This window comes from Tunturiibacter gelidiferens, from assembly GCF_013410115.1.
In the GTDB taxonomy this organism is placed as follows: Bacteria; Acidobacteriota; Terriglobia; order Terriglobales; family Acidobacteriaceae; genus Edaphobacter; species Edaphobacter gelidiferens.
In genome coordinates, this window is the sequence record NZ_JACCCV010000002.1 from 2,012,370 (window position 1) to 2,032,265 (window position 19,896).

Consider the following 19,896-nt stretch of genomic DNA (forward strand, 5'->3'; position numbering starts at 1 on the left):
GCCATTTGCCAGCGCAGAACACACAAAATCCTAAAAACCTTCAGAGAGGGACTTCGTTCCGCGCATCCCCCGGTCGCTGGCATCGCGTTCTTTTTCATCGACGTTGGTGGTGCATCACGGAATCCAACAGCGACTGTCGTTTACCGCGACTTATTCCAAGTTCATATGTCAGTCTGGAGGATAAGCCCGTGCAACGACATGTCCTGACTCAAAATGGAGTCCCGGAACGTCAAATTAGATAATAAACATTTTATTATGTTATAGATACCTCGCAAAGCTCACCGTCGTCCGTTCCCAGAATCACCGTAGGAAGCGACGGAGCTTTACCTCAGTATCAAAGACTCTTATCTCTTACTTATGTATTGGGGCTTGCTCTTTAACCGGTCCTAACCGTTCAAGCAGATTCAGCCGCACATTCTGTGCCTCTTGTTAGGACTACACCGGCATGAGGGAGGAAAAGCCTATCTCATGTCTGGGAAATTGGATCTTCGGTCTGATTCCCCGCCCGAAATCCAATTCGATCTCGCGCAATCATGGTGCTGCCGACCCTGCGCAGACCACAACCGGCCACCCTCGCGACGAACGATTGCAGGCTTGCTTTCCGACCGCGTTCAAGCCAACGTCTTGAAGTCCTTGATAGTCGGCTAGTCACTAACAGACGAGGTCAGAGACTTTTCAAGTTGGACCGTAATCTTCTGCTGACTGTCTTGTGAGGAATCGCCCAGTGTTAAATCGTATGCTCCAGCGTCGGCCCGCCAGCTTGAAGACTTGACATCGAAGTAACTAAAGCTGCGAGAGTTAAGGCTAAACGAGATGTGCCCTGTCTCGCCCGGTTGCAGAACGATCCGTTCAAAACCTTTTAGTTCTTTTGCGGGGCGCTCTACCGTGGTTGAAGCCTGACCAACATACAGTTGGGCAACAGTTGCCCCTAAACGACCGCCTGTATTTGTGACATCGCACGTTACAGTAATATGGCCGTCGACCGACGGAGTGCTCTTTAGCTTGCTGAACGAGAAGGTCGTATAGGAGAGCCCGAATCCAAACGGATACTGCGGCTCTACGTGATTGTGCTCGTATCCACGGTAGCCCACGAAGATACCCTCTCGATAAACGATTTTGTTGGTGCCGGCGTCCGGATAATAGTTGCGATAACTGGGATTATCCGTGATCTTCTTTTCCCAGCTGATAGGCAAATGACCAGACGGATTATCTTCGCCGAAAAGGAGGCGAGCCGCTGCGGTGCCACCCTCCTCCCCTGCATACCAAGTCTCGAAGATTCCCTGAACCTTATCTTTCCAGTTTGAAATATCGACACTGCCACCGGAGGTGATGAACACGATTGTCTTCTTTCCGAGGGCGGCAATTTGCTGGATAAGCTGCTCCTGGCCGACAGGAAGCTCGAAGGTGCGGTCTCCGCCTTCAGACTCTGATGATGCATTGAAACCCACTGCAAGAATTACCGTATCGGCGTGCGAAGCCATTTCGAGTGCATCTTTCTCTACGATCGTACTGAGAGGAGCAATGCCGACTCGCATGCCGGAGACAGAACCGAGCTGCTGGGAGAGTTGCTCCAAAACCACTTTATGCGGCGCCTGGGTGAGGTCCAAAGTTGTTTGGTTGAGGATGTATTTGGGGACTACGGAGCTGTCGAAGACGACCGCGTCGTCCACTAAAAGCCGATACTTCCCATCGGTCTGGACGAAGATTGCGAACTTGCCTGCGTCGGCTGGAGTGTAATAACCGGTCCAACGGCTGCTGGTAGTGGTGCGCACGTAGGGAGATGCGCTCTTGTGGGAGGTAAGCGCATTGAGTTCCTGCTCTTCAGGCTCGCGGCGGGTGGATCCAGCAGTCAGCATCGCCGTCTCGTTGACGGTGCCAGTGATATCTCCTTCGAGGTTCGCCTTTGCGAAGGTTGTGTGTGTAACTCCCGGAGTCGTGGCTTGTGAATCGGTTGTGAAACGTGTCAAACGTGACATCTGGTTGACGCTACGGAGGCCGCGAGCGTAGAGAACTTTTGTCTGCGGGCCAACGAAATTGCTGACGCCTACCAGGAGGTTGGTATTGGCAAAGCTGACTACCTCGCCGCTGCCGCCACCAGTAGTCACGGTCTGGGTTGCCGTGGGTCCGAGAACTGCGATCGTCTTAAGTTGAGTTTTGTTAAGAGGAAGCGCGTTGTTGTCATTCTTAAGCAGGACTGCCCCTTCCAGCGCGGCATGCAGAGATGCTGCGCGGCCGTCGAGGTTGTAACGAGGGATAGTGGTGTCCAACTGTGGTCTGTCGAGCCAGCCGAAGTCGACTGCCACGCGGAGGATTCGGCGCACCTTCTCATCGATCTCGGCCTGAGTGATGGTGCCATTCTTCAGTAGTGGAAGTATCTTTTCTTTGGAGAGGTAGACGCCAAAGGGCATCTCAAGATCAAGGCCGCCTTTTACGGCTGCAGCGGTATCGTAGGTTGCGACCCAATCCGACATAATGACGCCTGGAAAGTGCCATTGATCCTTTGCGACGGTGATGTTAAGACGCCCGTTTTGCGTCATGTGCTCACCATTGGTGATGTTGTAGGAGTCCATGATCGCGCCTACTCTGGCAGTCTTCACGGCGGCCTCAAAGACGGGCATGTAGATCTCGCGAAGTGTCCGTTCATCGATGACCGAGTCTGAATCGTGGCGAAGATACTCGGAGTTGTTACCCAGGTAGTGCTTGACAGTCGCCGAAACTCCCTCTTGCTGGACGCCTTGTATATAGCCGACGGCAATCGCACTTGCCAGGAAAGGATCCTCGCCGAAGTATTCGAAGTTACGACCATTCATGGGCGCGCGATAAATGTTTACCCCTGGGCCAAGGAGAAAAGCCGCGCCGCGAGAGCGAGAATCGCGCCCCAGTTGCTGCCCGATGCTTAGAGCGAGCGCCCTATCCCACGAAGCCGCGAGACCAATGCCTGCGGCATACGCAATGGTGGGCGCGGGAATGTGCGCACCCACAGGACCGTCCGCCATTTGGAAGTAGGGAATGTTCAACCGCGGAATGGAGTGGGTTCTAAAAGGTGTATCGCCACCGATGAGATCGATCTTTTCGTCGAGCGTCATGTTGGCAAGGAGATCGTTGACGCGCTTGTCGACAGCTTGTGGATCGCTGCCAACGAATTGTGCAGAGCTGGAAAGACTCGTCAGAAAGAGAGCGCTGACTGCGATGGCGTGGCATGTGAAGAGCGGGCGGTTGCGCATGAACATTTCGAGGAGCTCCGGCCTGAGTGAATTGGATTCCGGTAGAAACTTTTACATTTCTAGAGGATGGAAATAACTAGTTTTATTTCCCCTGAGAAGTATATCTATAGACGCTTCACGGGAGTTCCGCTGCTGCGGACCACGCGGTAACGGTTCAGGATTGCCGTCCTGCCTCCCCTACATTCGGAGAGTATGCGAGAGATCTATCGTTGTTGTGTTAGAAGATGACCTTGAGCGCGAGTTGGATCTGACGACTAGTGGAGGCTGCGGTCACAACTCCGGCTGTAGGGCTCTGAACGACGGCTGTGGTCTGGTTGGCGACTGTGCCCTGTGTGGGCCCGCTTGTGTAAACAACCTCGTTGGGCGTCTGCAGGTTGGTGTGGTTGAGCACGTTGAAGAATTCGGCGCGAAACTGGAGACGGGTTTTCTCGGTCAGTACGGTCGACTTGAGCAGAGAAAGATCCCAGTCGGCGTACCCGGGACCGGTAAGGGTGTCTCGACCGAGGTTGCCTATGGTGCCGTATGCGGGGGGGGTGAAAGCTGCGGGTGAGAAGAATTGGCCGACGCGGGTGGCTGTGCTGCCGTGAGTATAGATGTTTCCCCGGAAGCCGGGATTGACGTTTGGGCGGACTGGGTTGCGAGTGTCGCCAGAGCCGGTAGGGTTATAACCCAGTTGCGGGCTGAAGGGAAATCCGGTTTGGAGTGTTGCGATGGTGCTGAGACTCCATCCAGATACCGCGTGGTTGATCAACGGCGGTACAGTGGATAAGAGAAAGTGGCCACGACCAACGGGTAGCTCGTATGTCGCGTTGAAGGTAGCGAGGTGGCGAATATCAGTCGCCGCGGGGCCGTAATCCAGCGAAGGATTCCCCGGATAAGAAACAAACGCCGGAGTGTTGGCCGAGACGCTCGTATTCCAGGCAGAGCCGTCGTCGAGATTTTTGGCGAAGGTGTAGTTGGCTCGAAGTTGCAAGCCGTGTGCCAGGTTGCGGCGAAGGTCAACCTCGAGGGCGTTGTAGTTGCTGGAGCCGCCGGAGGTCCATGACGTGGTGTTGGCTACCAGAGGGTTCGCTTTGACCGTCGTAGGATAGTAGATCGTTCCGGTCGAAGTACCTGGAGGGCAGCTTGAGTTCGGAGAGCAGATGATGGAACCGGGTTCGTTTTGATCCTCCGAAAGGATCTGGTGATAACCATGAGAGCCTACATAGCCAACCGTAATTGAGGTCGTTTGATCGAGCTGCTGTTCGATGCTGAGTGCGTAAGAGACAACGCCCGGAGTCGAGATATCGGCTTGGACGTTAGAGGGAGAGATGAGCCCTGGCGGACCGCTAATTGGACTTGCGATAGGAACGTTGGAATAGGAGAGAGTTGTGTTGTAAGGTGCGGCCTGATCAAGGCGATAGTCGAGGTTGTCGAGAAGAGAGTGATGAAGGCCAACGCTGGACCGAAGCGAAGTTTTGCCATCGCCGAAGACATTCCAGGCAATGCCGATGCGTGGTTCGGGGAGAATCTTCGCGCGGTTGTTCGACAGAGCGGAGGTTCCTGTCGTTGGAGTTGTATCGATGACACCGTTCTTAAACCCATACTGCGAGGCACGGCCGTGGGCTTCGTTCCAGCCATTGGTGGATTCGAAACGAATCCCGCCGCGAATCTCGAACGCTGGAGTAAGTTGCCAGGTATCTTCGAAGTAAACGGCGCTCATGAAACTCCGCCAATTTAGCGGCGTGGGATTGGGCACGACGGTGAAGGTCTTGACAGTTCCTTGCAGGAAGGTGGTGAGTGAAGCGAAGGAGGCTTGGCCGTACTGGTTCTGGGCGAGATTATCGTTCGACTGAAGCGACTGAAGCCACACTCCGGCCTCAACCTGGTGACGCGAGCGGGAATAGAAGACGTGGTCGTCGAAGGTGTAGAGGTTGCGCGCCGTAGCATTGTTCGATCCAACGTTGGCACCGGCGCCGGTGATCTGCGACGAGCCATTGGAGGCGGTCGAACCCGCGATCACAATAGCTCCGGTCGGCTTGCCCGCAAGAAAGCCCGGAGTTTCGCTCTGAATCGAAGTTGGAATACTGCCGAGGAAGAAAAAGCTGGCGCGAGAGTAGCCGACGCGGGCTGTATTTAGCAGGTGAGCGGAGAAGACGTGCTGCTCCTGGATGCTGACAACTTGTTCGCGAAGCGATTCGTTGATGAGCGAGAAGGGGTTTTGCGTAGGTGTGTTGGCGGTGGAATCATCCGCGGTGTAGACGCCAAAGAGGAGATCGCGTGACGTAAGGTTGGCATCGAAACGCGCGGTGCCGAAGTCCTCGCGGATGTGTTGAGTGGGACTCGAGAAGGCTTCACCGATCCCGGTCGGATTGCCTTTGGCGTCGAGGAGCTCCGGACCGTTTTGTGCAGGCCAGAGATTAAGCAGAGGTCTAACTCCGTTCGCGACACCATAGCTTTTGCGAGGTCCGGCAGGATTAGCCGGATCGGGAAGCAGACCCTGTCGAGCTTGAGTGTCAGGAACGAGCGTGACATCGGTGATTCCGAGGTTCTGTCTATAGCCTTCGTAGTTGCCAAAGAGAAATAGACGATTGGTGCGGATGGGGCCGCCAAGAGAGGCACCGTAGTTGTTGCGCTGAAAGTTCGGAATGTGAGCCTGGTCGAAATAGTTGCGTGCATCGAAGAAAGAGTTACGAAGAAACTCGTAAGCCGAGCCGTGGACGTTATTGGTGCCCGAGGCCGTTACGATGGAGATCTGTGCCCCCTGACGTTTTCCATAACTTGCCGAGTACGTGTCACTGACGACATTGAACTCGCGTACCGCATCGACGCCGAGAAGCTGGCCGCTAGTTCCGCCCGGAGTGACGTTGATCAGAGACGCGCCGGTGTATTCGACGCCGTTGAGCAGATAGAGATTGTCCTGCGGGCGTCGACCAGAGATCGCAAACATACTACCCACAGAGGAGTTGGAGGTTCCCACCGATCCACTGCGCTGTGCTGTGTAGTTTACTGCCGCAGGATTGAGTATGATGAGTTGATCGTAAGATCGACCATTGAGCGGGAGGTCTTTGATTTGACGCTCGTTGACGAGTCCGGAGATCTGTTGGGTGGAAAGATTGATAGACGAGGGAACGTCCGTAACCGTGATCTGCTCTGTAACGTTACCCGGATGCACTGTGAGATCGATACGCTTGGCTTGACCTACAGTGAGAGAAATCCCTGCGCGGGTCTGCGGAGCGAAGCCCTCGCGCACGACCGATATCGCGTAAACACCAACGGGAATCGAAGGTGCAGCATATGCTCCGGCTGCGTCGGAGATGAGGTGGCGCTCACCGCCGGTCTCTTGATTGCGAATCGTGATCTGGGCGTCAGGAACGACTGCTCCGGCGGGATCTGTGACAATACCGCTGATGGTCCCACCCACAATCTGGGCGTTGGCAGCGGTTGCGAGAAGCAGTGACACGGAGAGAAAAACAGATCGATGGAACATCGAGGGTACCTCCAAGTGCTTAGAACAAGACACGCCATGTAGATGGGAAGAGATTGCTTTACGAATTCTCGAAGAGGGCGGGAGACTATCGGCAACAACAGTTCGGTATTGTTTCCGAGGAGGAAACTACGATGCGGATCTGCCGGAACTTCCTTAAAATTCTTGAATACATTGAATTACCGAAAAGCCGAGACCCGCTTTTGGCACAGGTTGCTGTGAGTTTTTTTGTTTTGGGAAACTAGTTTCGCGTAGGCGAGAGGCGCAGACCTGCTTCACAACAACGACAACCAGTAACGGCGTAGTGGAAGGTCAGAGCCATAAAACGAATAGTAGCATAGGGGCTTTTAGCCGAGTCGCGCTGTCTCGCTTTTGGACGAGAAACACCCTACGGCCTCCCGTCTCAAGTCAGATAACCGAAGCAACTTTAGTTTTATCAACTTAGGGCCGCGACCTTCGTCGGACGATTTGAACCAACCGACCAAGATTTGCCTCGGTCTCCGTCCTTTGCTACTCTGGTGTGAGAAATGTGCATCTCATGCCAGCTCCGTTGTTGTTGTCCTTTCAACGTCGAGCAGGCGTGTCGACTCATGCTCTAATCTTCCACTCTTAAAAACTGTTTTTTCAAAACTCTCCCGAGCTTCTTGCTTTGGGTAAGTTGCATTCGAAACTCCCTCTGGAGTCATTCATGGCATTGGCCGCACCTGCACTGACGCATCTACAGCTCCTCGAAGCCGAGAGCATTCATATCCTCCGCGAAGTTGCATCCGAGTTTGAACGCCCCGTCATGCTCTACTCCATCGGTAAAGACTCCTCTGTGATGCTGCGACTTGCACAAAAGGCCTTTTTTCCTGCTCCGATCCCGTTTCCTCTCCTCCATGTCGATACGGGCTTCAAATTCCGCGAGATGATCGAGTTCCGCGATCGCATGGCAGCCGAAGTTGGTGCTGAACTTCTTGTCTGGCGTAACGAGCCCGCTATTGCTGCAGGCACGAATCCGATCGCGCTCGACACCAAACGCTGCTGTGGCCTTCTCAAGACACAAGCGCTTCTCGATGGCCTTAATCATTATGGCTTTGACGCTGCGTTTGGTGGTGCTCGTCGCGACGAAGAGAAATCTCGCTCCAAGGAACGCATCTACTCTTTTCGCGACAAAGCTGGTCAATGGGACCCAAAGGGTCAACGCCCTGAACTCTGGAACCTCTACAACTCGCGGATCCACCCGGGAGAGTCTATTCGCGTCTTTCCGCTCTCGAACTGGACCGAGATGGACATTTGGCAGTACATCCTGCAGGAAGACATTCCCATCGTCGATCTTTACTTCGCCAGAGAGCGCCCGATGTATGTCCGCGAAGGTGCACTTCTCCCAGTTGAACAAAGCTTTATTGCCCGGCCTGGAGAGCGGCCGCAGATGGTGCTCTCCAGGCTTCGTTCGCTCGGCTGCAGTCCGTGCACCGGAGCCATTCGCTCGGATGCCGATACGCTACCCAAGATTATCGAAGAACTGCTTTCCTTCCGTTCTTCGGAGCGGGCGAATCGTGTCATCGACCATGACCAAGAAGGGTCGATGGAACTTAAGAAGCGTGAGGGTTACTTCTAAATGCCTCCCAGTGAATCGGTTTTGAAGCTGGATGTCGAGACGCAGTTCGAACAAGTATCAGGGTTTTCTCTTTCCAGTTTTCTCGCGAATGAGCATGCCCGCGATCTGCTTCGCTTCGCCACCGCCGGTTCGGTCGACGATGGGAAGTCGACCCTCATCGGCCGATTACTCTACGACACGCAGAGTGTCTACGAAGACCAGGTCCGTTCGATCAGGGGCAAAGGCTCCACGGGCCTGGACAGCGTCGATCTTGCTCTCCTGACAGACGGGCTCCGTGCCGAGCGCGAGCAGGGTATAACCATCGACGTCGCCTATCGTTATTTTTCCACCGCGAACCGCAAGTTCATCATCGCCGACACACCAGGCCACGAGCAGTACACCCGCAATATGGCTACCGGCGCCTCAACTGCTTCGCTTGCCATCGTTCTTGTCGATGCGCGAAAGGGCGTGCTCACCCAGTCTCGCCGTCACGCCTGCATAACCGCGCTGCTTGGCGTTCCACACATCCTCGTTGCCGTCAATAAGATGGATCTCGTCAACTACGAGAAACAAGCGTTCGACGCAATTCGGGCTGACTTCACCGCATTTTTTGAAGAACTAGGGGATATGCGGCCGCCGCATCTCTATTTCGTTCCAGTCAGCGCGCTGGTCGGCGACAATGTCGTCCGCGCAACCGCTACCATGCCCTGGTACCAAGGGCCCTCGCTGCTCGAAGTACTTGAATCGGTCCCCGCAGCGGAGGCCGGAGTCGCCCACCCTTTTCGTTTCCCGGTGCAGCGTGTCCTTCGCCCCAACCAGGATTTTCGTGGATTTTCCGGACAGATCGCAGCGGGAACAATCCGCCCCGGGGATCCCATCATGGTGCTCCCATCGCGCCGAATCAGCCGCGTGCGGAGCATCGTTACCTTCGATGGTGATCTTGTGCAGGCCCAAGCACCTCAATCTGTAACTCTTACTATTACAGATGAACTGGACGTTAGTAGAGGCGACTTAATCGTCGCTCCCGAATTTCCGGCGATCACGACGAAGAGCTTCACCGCTTCCCTCGTCTGGATGGACGAGAAGCCTCTCGACCTTGCACGCCGCTACTTACTGAAGCACACCAGCAAGACCGTTCAGGTCCAGATCACTGATATTCGATACCGCCTTGACGTAGAAACCCTGGAACAAGACGCCGCCGAAACGCTTAAGTTTAACGATATTGGTCTAGTAGAGGTTCAATCCGTACTACCGCTCTTTGTTGACAACTACTCCACAAACCGTATCACCGGAAGCTTCGTTCTGATCGATCCAGTCACTAATCTGACCGTCGCTGCAGGAATGATCCGCTCTATCGGCGTTGAAACGAGCGTCAAAACGACAAATGTGGTAACAGAGACTGACCGACGAGAGCGTTGGGGCCACTCTGGAGCGCACATTCATCTCCGCAGCCCTATTGATTTTGCCGATGCGGTGGAACGAGCCCTTTTCCTTCGCGGTGTTTTCATCGTTCGCCCCGAGTTCCCCTCTGACGAATCTATCGCAGTGCTTATCACCGGAGGAGCCCTCGTCTTGACTCACGCTGCGTCCGAGGACAGGACAGTTCGTTTCGGCGAAAGGGAGGCTGTCGTATCTGACGTTGATGACCTTCTTCGTTTCCTCGATGCCTACGCCATCACAACGGGAGAAAAATAGACGATGACCATCCTTCACAATTTAGCGCCCTCTCCTGAAATTTCTCACAAGACAGTGGATCTGCCTGTAGTCCTATCCCCCACGCTTGATGCCAAACTATCGAACGTCCGGGAACTCCTCGCCCGAGAGTTGCCAGAAACACCTACCGAGAATGATGCCTGTCTTTCGTGCAGCTTTCAGGCCGAAGATGTTCTCCTACTTCATCTCGTTCGCGAACTGCGGCCTGATATTCCGGTGCTCTTCCTGGATACGGGTTATCACTTTCCGGAGACCTACATCTACCGGGACCGGATTGCAACCGACTGGAAACTGAACCTTACTAATCTTCTTCCAGTCCATACGGTGATAGAGCAAGAGCTTGAGCTTGGCCTGCTTTACCAGACCGCACCAGACCGCTGTTGCGCCTTACGCAAGGTCGAGCCGCTTTTCTCTGCGGTTGGAAACTATAAGACTTGGCTTACCGGTCTACGCCGAGAGCAGGCGCGTAGCCGTACTGCGCTTGAAGAGATCGCAGATTTCACGCTGCCAAGCGGCGTCACAGTTCGCAAACTCAGCCCCTTCGCCGACTGGACAACGCGGGACATCTGGCAGGCATGCGCTTTCTACGGTATTCCGCTCTTGCCACTCTATGACGCCGGCTACACCAGCATCGGCTGCAAGCCTTGCACCTCGATACCTACAGATCCTAACGACCCACGCTCTGGTCGCTGGGCTGGCCGCAAGGTCGAGTGCGGCATTCACATTCAGGCTGCTCCAAACCGGTGATCCGCGGCGAAACGGTCGCCGAAAGGAAGACTTATGGAATACGCCATCGGATTTATTATCGCAGTTTTCATCGCATTGACCGGTGTCGGCGCTGGCACGATCACGACGCCGCTGCTCATCTTGTTTCTTGGAGTTCCTGCACCGATGGCTGTAGCCACGGGGCTCATGTTCTCTGCCGCCGTCAAACTTGTCCTGGTACCATCGCAGATCGCTCGCAAACAGGTCTCATGGCGTGTCCTTAGTCTTATGTTGATCGGTGGGTTGCCAGGGGTTCTTATTGGCTCGCTCGTTCTCCGCCACCTCGATGTCCACGGCCCGCAACTTCTGCTGAATGGCCTTCTCGGCGGCGTATTGGTTCTAACAGCACTCTGGCAGATATTTTTCTCGTTTCGACCGACACGAACCGAAGCGCCACCAAGGGATCGCAGCCGCCTGCTACCTTTTCTGATGGTACCCCTTGGAGTTGAGGTGGGGTTTTCTTCCGCAGGAGCCGGAGCGTTGGGTACTGCGGCGCTGCTCAGCCTGACTTCTCTCTCACCGGCGCAAGTGGTTGGAACCGATATCGTCTTTGGCTTTCTCCTCTCGCTCGTCGGAAGTGGTGCTCATGGCTTCTTTCATGGGACGAACTCGAGTCTTCTTCGGCACTTGATTCTCGGAGGACTCGCTGGCGTTGCTCTGGGAACAGTGACCGTGCGCTGGATACCCAAGAGGCCCCTGCGATTTGCTCTTTGGGTCTGGCTTCTGATCGTCGGATCGCAGTTCATCTATACGAATGCTTTCGCCGCATCGCACCGCTAGAGCCCGCGCTGAGCGTTGCTCCTCTTGTTCGTCGGTATTTCGTTTGTGTCGACCGGTTCGCGGAGCAGGGTCAGCTATTGCGCATGGGCATTGTAAAGACGCACAGACTTCGGATGCTACCATCCGACTATGTCGATGGATGAGACGGCGCTGGTGGAGGCTCGAGGCCTGAAGAAGGAGTATGGAAGGGGACACCTAGTGGTGGACGATGTTTCGTTCGTGATCCGGCCGGGAGAGACGTTGGGATTGGTCGGCGAGTCCGGGTCAGGGAAAAGCACCATTGCACGCCTGTTATTAAGACTGGAAGAACCTTCCGCGGGTGACTTGAGCTACAGAGGACGGGATCTACTGTCCATGACATCACGCGAGATGCGGGAAATGCGACGACGTATGCAGATTGTGTTTCAAGATCCCTACGCGGCGTTAAATCCTAGAATGCGGGTGAAGCAGATCTTGACCGAGCCATTTGAGATCCATCGGGCGAGACCATCTGGGGGGCTGGCGTCACGGCTAAAAGAGATGTTGCGGACGGTAGGTTTGGACGAGTCGGCGCTAGAACGATTTCCTCATGAGTTCAGCGGTGGGCAACGACAAAGAATTAATATCGCGCGGGCATTGGCTCTACGACCCGAATTCTTGGTGTTGGATGAGCCGGTGAGTGCGCTAGATGTTAGCGTAGGCGCGCAAGTTGTGAATTTGCTACGGGATCTACAGAGAGAGTACGGACTGACGTATCTGTTTATCTCGCATTCTATGCCCCTTGTGCGCTACTTGTGCGACAGGGTGGCGGTAATGCAAGGAGGGCGGCTAGTGGAGTTGGGGGAGTGCGAGCAAATTTGCGACACCCCGCGAGACGAATATACGCGCCGGTTGATTGCGGCGACTCCAGTGATGCCCGCAGCGATGTGAAGTTTTAGAGTTTGCGAGGCTTAGAATCGGCGGTCAAGTAGAACTCGATACAATAGAAGATGGATGATCTCGAGTCTTAATTCGCATTTGCATTACGTTTGGCTGGTCACGGCGTCTCTTATCGCTGGCGTGATGAATGCGATGGCTGGTGGCGGATCGTTCGTATCCTTTCCGGCTATGCTGTCGATCGGGGTGGCTCCCATCCAGGCGAATGCGACAAATACGGTCGCGCTATGGCCGGGACAGCTGACTTCGGTTGCTGCGTTACGCGGAGACTTAACGCGGGATCTATTGCCGGTTGTCTGTGCGGCTTCGATTCTGGGCGGAGTCAGTGGCGCTGTCGTACTGCTGAATACCCGGCAGATTACGTTTCTGCATTTGGTGCCATGGCTGTTGCTGGTCGCTTCTCTGTTGTTTGGAATCAGTGGTCCGGTATCGCAGTGGCTGAGAAAACGATCGATTGAGCCTCATATCAAGAAACCTCCAGCTGTGAAACCGCTTTTTTTTGTGTTGCTGCCGGTGTGCTTCTACATCGGATACTTTGGTGCAGGTGCGGGCTTTTTGATTATGAGCGCGTTGGCATTATTTGGAGTTGAGGAGATGAACGCGCTGAACTCGCTGAAGGTTCTCGCGGCTTGTTTGTCTAACTTATGCGCCGTGATCACGTTTGTATTAGGTGGCGCAGTCATTTGGCGTTACTGTCTGATCTCAATGATATTCGCCGGGATTGGCGGATATGTTGGAGCACAGTACGCTCGGCGAATGAATGCAAATGTCCTGCGAACGATCGTTGTGATCACAGGATGCGTGATGGCGGCTTATTTCTTCTGGCGAAATGGCTAGAGAACGGCGCCGGGATGAAGGGATTGAAGATGTATTATTCGATGATCTTTGCGAGCAACCGGAGAACACGTTATGAGTCATGAAGGAATTCGTATTGTTAGCGCGGAGCGAGCACGGCTCGAAGACTTGGAGCACGCACAGATGCCGCCAAATGCGGTGACTCCGAAAAAGGTGCGGGTGAAGAAGACCGAAGGAACTGGCGTCGAGATCGAGTGGAACGATGGGCACAGGAGCGTATGGAGCTTTGAGTGGTTGCGGAACGCGTGTCCGTGCGCGACATGCCACGAAGACAGGGAGAAGACCAACAGATTGCCGGGTGAGGCGAAAGCTAAAGAGCATACGTTACTGAAGATGTACAAGGCTCCGGCACGACCGCTGGAGGTGACGCCAGTAGGCAAGTATGCGCTGAAGTTCAAGTGGAACGATGGACACGAAAGTGGAATTTATTCTTGGGAGTACCTCCGACGAGTGTGCCGTTGCGACGGTTGTATGACAAAGCAAGAGTTGTAGGAGAGGTCAGGCTAAAGACCGAGAGAATGATGGCGTTGGTTTCGTAGCGTGTCAAGACTCAGTCTAGTCCGCCCGCAGACGCTCTTCGGTCGTCTAACTTCAACATCGTGAGCGCCTCTTCAACAGTATCTGCGACGAGAAGGAGTTGTCGGTTTTTCTGCTTAAGCAGACCTTCGGCGACGCAGTGATCAAGAAAGGTGAGAAGCTTTTCGTAGAAGCCGTGTGTATTGAGCAAGAGGATAGGTTTCGCGTGGAGCTTGAGGGTGTGCCAGGCAAGGACTTCAAAGAGTTCCTCGAAGGTGCCAAAGCCTCCAGGCAGCGCAATGAACGCGTCGGCCTTTTCTCCAATAAGCGCCTTACGGGTGTGCATGGTGCTGGTGATGTGAAGTTCGGTGATACCGTGATGAGCCACTTCGAGATCGACGAGCACCTCCGGAATAACTCCTATGACTTTGCCGTCGGCGGTTAGGGCGGCCTCAGCAACGGCCTGCATCAGGCCGACGTTTGCGCCTCCATAAATTATCCCAATATTGCGGGTAGCAAGGGCGCGCCCCAGATGCTCGGCGTCCGCTCGGTAGGCAGGATGAAGACCATTAACGGAAGCACAAAAGACAGCAACATTGCGAATCATACGATTGAGGATATCAAGGCGCTTCACGTCGAGTGTATGAGCGTTTGACTCAATCAAGGGAAGGGGAGGAAGAAAGTTGCGGCCGACCGGATCTAATAGCGGCGGTCGGCCTTCGGAGACAGCTACACATATCGTCTTCGTCGCAAGTCTTCTTAGCGAATCGCGATCGTGGCACCTTTATGATCTTTGATGACCTCTTCGATGAGCGACCCTACCGCGTGGTTTGGTGTGGCACTATTGGCGACGATGCGTGTTCCCACTGGAACGTCGAGGTTAACTAATTTTCCGGGCTCAAGCGTCATCGGTTTATCCCCTACCAGAACCTGTAGAGAAGTGCCGGTATCATTGCGAAGATTGAGTTTGATCGTGTTGGTCTTTGTTTTGCCGAACATTGCATGAACGGGAGATGAGATGCTTGTAGGAGCCGCATATATGGCCGGGACTGCAAGAAGAGAGCTAGCGACAACTGCGACGGTCAAGAGATTGTGACGTTTCATACCACGCTCCATTACTTCAAGATTCGACTGAAGTTCTCTGCCATGGATCAGGGAGCCCGTCGTGAGTTGAGTTACGCAGATTGGACGAAACTAGTTCCCAAAAATATCACTTTGGTTTTCGAATTAACCATCCAGTCTTAATTTGATTTAACCGCTGTCCATGAGTGGACAAGCTGTTCGCAAATGAACAACAGCAATGGGAATTTGAAAGCTTCAAGCGAGCCACTGGAGAGCGAGCCTCGGGAAGCTTAAAATAGATGTGGAGCGTGCGCGTTGAGTCGACTTTTGGAGAATATGAATCCGCAACAGCAGGAGGGAATCCAGTCAGTAGATGGACCTGTGCTTCTGCTCGCAGGCGCGGGATCTGGCAAAACGCGTGTCATCACGCATCGAATCGCCTATCTGATTCAGGAGCGGGGCGTGCCGGCCGATGCAATTCTCGCTGTAACGTTTACGAATAAAGCCGCCAAAGAAATGGCCGACAGGGTCGATAAGATTCTAGGACACAGCAGTCTGGCTAAACCGATGCTGGCCACATTTCATAGCTTTTGTGTCCGAGTGTTGCGGCGGGACATAGAAGCGCTTCGTGTAGGAGGCGCCGGGCTGACGAAGACCTTTGCGATCTACGATGAGACCGATCAGCAGGCGGTGGTGAAGCAGGCATTGAAGCGGCTAGCCATTGATGACAAGTCTCTGAAGCCACGGGTGGCGCTCGGGAGAATCTCCTGGGCGAAGAACCACATGATTGACCCGCAAGAGTATTTTCTTGCGAGTACCAATCCAATGGAAGAGAAGATTGCTCATATTTTTGAGATCTACAGGAAGGAACTGTTTAAAGCGAATGCGCTGGACTTCGACGATCTCCTCCTTGAAACCGTCCGCCTGCTGAAGTCATCGGGGGAGACTAGAGAAAGATACAACCGACGATACAAATATCTTTTGATCGACGAGTATCAGGATACCAACCGGCCTCAATATGAGTTGATGAAGCTGCTGGCCGGGCCTGACGCGAACGTCTGCGTGGTGGGCGATGAGGACCAGTCGATCTACAGCTGGCGCGGCGCAGACATTAAAAACATACTGGAATTTGAGAAGGACTTCCCTGGGACAAAGACGATCCGGCTCGAGCAGAACTATCGTTCAACGCAGATAATCTTGGAAGGCGCGGGCGCAGTCGTAGCGCAGAATACGCAGCGAAAAGGCAAGAACCTGTTCACCACCCGAGAGGGTGGTAGTCTGATCGGCTACTATGAAGCCCCCGATGGCGAGAACGAAGCGCTGTTTATTGCCGATCGAATCCAGCGGTATCTACGCGAGGCCGGGGGACAGGCGGATCTGCCGAGATGCGCCGTGCTATACAGAACTAACTCCCAGTCGCGACTCGTCGAAGAGGCGCTGCGCCGGTACCAGATTCAGTACCACATGGTGGGCGGATTCAGTTTTTATGATCGCGCCGAGGTGAAGGACATTCTGAGCTATCTGAAGCTGGTGCAGAACGTGCACGACTCCGTTGCGCTTGGACGGGTAGTAAACTCGCCTCCCCGCGGTATTGGCAAAACAACGATGGAGACGTTGGAGCGAATGGCTCTGTCGAGCGGCAAGAGCACGTGGGACGCGATTGGCCATGCGATTGAAGATAGGCTGCTACCTGCGCGCGCATTACAGGCCTTGAGTAGTTTTAGACGGCTGATCGAGGATGCGCGGGCAATGTTGGGACCCGGTTTTGCAGAGAAGCTGTCTGAGGATGTTGCAAAGGACAATGACGCTTCCCTGCTCACCGATGCGGCTGAAGAAGCTGAAGCAGATGTTTCGTTTGGATTTGGTGATCCAGAATCTGAGGACATGGGCGTGGATTCTTCGTTCGATACGAGCTTCAACTTCGGGTTCGACTTCGGCCCAAGCGAAGAGATGTCCACGATCGCGGCTGAAAACGCTTCAGACTCGGATGCTGCACACGGAATCGATTCAGCGAGTTTCAATCCGTTCGCTCCTGTGGTGCTCAAGAGATCCGCGGAGACGACAATGAACAAGGCTGCCGAGATCATAATGGCGGACGAAAAGCCGGCGTTTCGCAAACCGGGTGATGCAGCGACGCTGCCGGAGCTGATCAAGTTTCTGAACGACCGAAGTGGATACATTCGAGCGCTCGAGGAAGAAGCAACTCCAGAATCATTCTCGCGGATCGAAAACCTGAAGGAACTCGCTAACGCGGCCCAGGACGCCCAGGAGCGCGGTGAGACGCTGCACGAATTTCTGGATCACGCCGCGCTGGTCAGCGATGCAGATAGCTACAGCGAAGAGGCCAGGGTAACCCTTATGACGTTGCATGCAGCCAAGGGTCTGGAGTTTCCGCTGGTTTTTTTGAGTGGGATGGAAGAGGGTTTGTTTCCGCACTCTCGGACGCTGACCGATCCAACAGGACTCGAGGAAGAGCGCCGCCTTTGCTATGTCGGAATGACGAGAGCGATGGATACGCTGATCATGACTCGCGCCAGATATCGACGGCGATACGGAAGCGATATGCCGGAATCCAGCATCGCTTCACGATTTCTGGAAGAGGTTCCAAGCCGACTTGTGGAAGATTTGGGAAGTCCGCCTGCTCGGCCGCAGTTTTCCGGATCGAATTATGGTTCGGGCTACGGTGGGGCGTACGCGACTCCCTACCCCCAGAGAAGCAAGTTTGGTCGTCCCAGTCCCGAACAGGGGGAGCAGCACTATAGCTATGAAGACGAAGATCAAAGTGGTGAGCGGATTTCGGCTCGCGCTTCGGGGCTTCCTGGGGTGAACAATCGGGCCGGACACTCCGCTAAGACTGCATTGCCGGGACAGTCAATAGATAACATCGCCAGCTTCTTCGCCGCGCGCGGACAAAAGATATCGCGCCCGAAGCTAGGGGTTCAGGAGCAGACCGGTAAGACTGGCCTGAGGCAGGGTTCACGGGTTCGGCATCCTAAGTATGGCGAAGGAACTGTCTTTCGTCGCGAGGGCGATGGGGATGATGCGAAGATTACAGTACAATTTCAACAGCACGGAGTAAAGAAGCTGGTAGAGAAGTTCGCTCAGCTGGAGCGCCTTTAGAGTTTTGAAAAATCGCAGCTATAGAAAGATTGGCAAAGATACATGGCAAATACCAAAAGCATCACTGACACACAGGAGCGCAAGAAGGTAAAGCGCGCAGCACGCAAAGCAGCACCAGCAAAGGGCCCCCGCACTGGCGCCCGTGGCGAGAACAAGCAAAAGGTTAAGAAGGCGGCTCGCGGTCAAAGCAAGCGATAGCTGATCTCCTGTTGGAGCCGTGCGGACGATCTTGCCTTGCGGCTCCCTCCTGATTGAAGTCTTCTGAAATCGCATTGTGTAGTCGGAAACGCCCCGCACCAATTCATCCGTAAGCAGGAGCGAGCGCGCTGGCCAGGCAAATCTTTGCAACCAAGTCGATCGACAAGCTGATCTCTGAGTCGGAGCGGCCTGAGCACGCGTTGAAGAAGACGCTGGGCCCACTTTCGTTAACCGCGTTGGGTATTGGAGCCGTGATTGGCTCCGGCATCTTTACGGTTGTCGGTACCGCAATCGCAGGCGAGAAGTTTGACACAACTTCGATCCTGCGTGCACCCGTGTTGGACTATATGATTCATCACTCGGCGCTGGCGGGTCGGCCAGGAGCGGGTCCGGCACTTGCCATTTCCCTGGTGCTTGTTGCGATTGTCTGCGGTCTGACGGGGGTTTGCTACGCGGAGCTGGCTTCGATGATTCCGATTGCGGGGTCAGCCTACACCTATACCTATGCGACGTTGGGCGAGCTGGTCGCCTGGATCATTGGGTGGGACCTGATCCTGGAGTATGCAGGCAGCAACATGGCTGTTTCGGTGGGCTTCGCAGCCCATATGGTGGATCTGCTCGACTGGTTCGGATTCCATCCCGCGCTGCGCTGGATCTCGCCCGTGTTTCTCCCTGGTGGATTGCAGGACCTGCAGGGACATGATCTCTATCTCCCAGGATGGCACTTCGGCTTCGATTGGCCGGCGTTTCTGGTAGTTATGTTGCTCACTGTGGTGTTGGTGCGCGGGATTCGGGAGTCAGCGCGGACCAACAACATCATGGTGCTGTTGAAGCTCGCCGCGATTCTGCTGTTCATCTTCGCTGGAGCACACTTCATCAAGCCTGCACTCTATCACCCTTACTCGCCGAACGGCTGGTCAGGTGTGTTGACCGGTGGCTCGATCATCTTCTTCACCTATATTGGGTTTGATTCGGTGTCGACCGCTGCGGAAGAGTGCAGGAATCCTCAGAAGGACGTTCCGATCGGGATTATCGCCACGCTGGTCGTGTGCACGATCCTGTACATCGGTGTGGCGACGATCCTTACTGGACTGGTGCCTTGGCAGAGCATGGTTGACGATGCGGCTCCGGTGGTGAATGCGCTGAAGAAGCTGTCGATGCAGCCGGGAGGACACAGTCTGCACTGGGTGAGGCTGGCGGTTCTGCTGGGCGCGATGATGGGGATGATCTCGTCGATCCTGGTGTTTCAGTTGGGTCAGTCGCGCGTCTGGTTCGCCATGTCGCGGGATCGGTTGCTGCCTGCGTTCTTCGGGAAGGTTCATCCCAAGTTCCGGACTCCTGCGGTTGCGACCTGGGTGGCTGGAATCGTGGTGGGAATTCCTGCCGGGTTGTTTGACATCGGGACATTGACGGATCTGTCGAATATCGGGACGCTGTTTGCGTTCGCCCTGGTTTCGATTGGGGTGATCATTCTGCGGTATCGCGAACCGGAGCGACGCCGGAGGTTCCGGGTTCCGTTTGGGCCGGTGATTCCGATGCTGTCGGTGACCTTCTGTGTGCTGCTGATGATGGGATTGCCGATTATTACCTGGATACGATTCTTCGTGTGGCTTGGACTTGGCTTGCTGATCTACTTCTTCTATAGCCGCAAGCGGAGTGAGTTCTACGCACCCAAAGTTTAGGCACGCCTGCGCAACGAGGCT

The 19,896-nt window shown here is 54.7% G+C and carries 13 protein-coding genes; 9 read left to right on the forward strand and 4 right to left on the reverse strand.

What is annotated here, in order from left to right:
* Positions 1-644: 644 nt before the first annotated feature.
* Positions 645-3,224, reverse strand: coding sequence for a beta-glucosidase (locus HDF12_RS20490; protein WP_218892515.1), 2,580 nt, complete (start codon positions 3,222-3,224; stop codon positions 645-647).
* A gap of 217 nt (positions 3,225-3,441) precedes the next feature.
* On the reverse strand, positions 3,442-6,693 hold the full coding sequence (locus HDF12_RS20495) for a TonB-dependent receptor (RefSeq protein ID WP_179586466.1): 3,252 nt from the start codon (positions 6,691-6,693) through the stop codon (positions 3,442-3,444).
* Between the two features lie 685 nt (positions 6,694-7,378).
* On the opposite strand from HDF12_RS20495, the gene cysD reads away from it, so the two are divergent.
* The 7 genes from cysD to HDF12_RS20530 all read left to right on the forward strand — a co-directional run bounded on the left by cysD (position 7,379) and on the right by HDF12_RS20530 (position 13,789).
* The gene (cysD, locus tag HDF12_RS20500) at positions 7,379-8,290 is read left to right on the forward strand and encodes a sulfate adenylyltransferase subunit CysD (RefSeq protein ID WP_179586468.1); all 912 of its coding nucleotides are present in this window, start codon (positions 7,379-7,381) and stop codon (positions 8,288-8,290) included.
* On the forward strand, positions 8,291-9,964 hold the full coding sequence (gene cysN / locus HDF12_RS20505; RefSeq protein ID WP_179586470.1) for a sulfate adenylyltransferase subunit CysN: 1,674 nt from the start codon (positions 8,291-8,293) through the stop codon (positions 9,962-9,964).
* A 3-nt stretch (positions 9,965-9,967) separates the two neighbouring features.
* Positions 9,968-10,729 (forward strand): phosphoadenylyl-sulfate reductase, encoded by a 762-nt coding sequence (locus HDF12_RS20510; protein WP_179586472.1) that lies wholly within the window; start codon positions 9,968-9,970, stop codon positions 10,727-10,729.
* A 33-nt stretch (positions 10,730-10,762) separates the two neighbouring features.
* On the forward strand, positions 10,763-11,527 hold the full coding sequence (locus tag HDF12_RS20515; RefSeq protein ID WP_179586474.1) for a sulfite exporter TauE/SafE family protein: 765 nt from the start codon (positions 10,763-10,765) through the stop codon (positions 11,525-11,527).
* Between the two features lie 135 nt (positions 11,528-11,662).
* Complete coding sequence (locus HDF12_RS20520; protein WP_179587161.1) at positions 11,663-12,436, forward strand: ATP-binding cassette domain-containing protein; 774 nt, start codon at positions 11,663-11,665, stop codon at positions 12,434-12,436.
* 63 nt (positions 12,437-12,499) lie between these two features.
* On the forward strand, positions 12,500-13,279 hold the full coding sequence (locus tag HDF12_RS20525) for a sulfite exporter TauE/SafE family protein (protein WP_179586476.1): 780 nt from the start codon (positions 12,500-12,502) through the stop codon (positions 13,277-13,279).
* A gap of 72 nt (positions 13,280-13,351) precedes the next feature.
* The gene (locus tag HDF12_RS20530) at positions 13,352-13,789 is read left to right on the forward strand and encodes a gamma-butyrobetaine hydroxylase family protein (RefSeq protein WP_179586478.1); all 438 of its coding nucleotides are present in this window, start codon (positions 13,352-13,354) and stop codon (positions 13,787-13,789) included.
* Positions 13,790-13,847: 58 nt separating this feature from the next.
* Here the strand turns inward: HDF12_RS20530 and HDF12_RS20535 are convergent, their stop codons facing one another.
* Positions 13,848-14,420, reverse strand: coding sequence for an LOG family protein (locus HDF12_RS20535; RefSeq protein ID WP_179586480.1), 573 nt, complete (start codon positions 14,418-14,420; stop codon positions 13,848-13,850).
* 152 nt (positions 14,421-14,572) lie between these two features.
* Positions 14,573-14,917, reverse strand: coding sequence for a hypothetical protein (locus HDF12_RS20540; RefSeq protein WP_179586482.1), 345 nt, complete (start codon positions 14,915-14,917; stop codon positions 14,573-14,575).
* Positions 14,918-15,211: 294 nt separating this feature from the next.
* Between HDF12_RS20540 and HDF12_RS20545 the strand changes: the two genes are divergently transcribed.
* Positions 15,212-17,995, forward strand: a complete 2,784-nt coding sequence (locus HDF12_RS20545; RefSeq protein ID WP_373563993.1) for an ATP-dependent helicase — start codon at positions 15,212-15,214, stop codon at positions 17,993-17,995.
* A 398-nt stretch (positions 17,996-18,393) separates the two neighbouring features.
* On the forward strand, positions 18,394-19,875 hold the full coding sequence (locus tag HDF12_RS20550; protein WP_179586486.1) for an amino acid permease: 1,482 nt from the start codon (positions 18,394-18,396) through the stop codon (positions 19,873-19,875).
* The last annotated feature ends 21 nt before the right edge of the window (positions 19,876-19,896 follow it).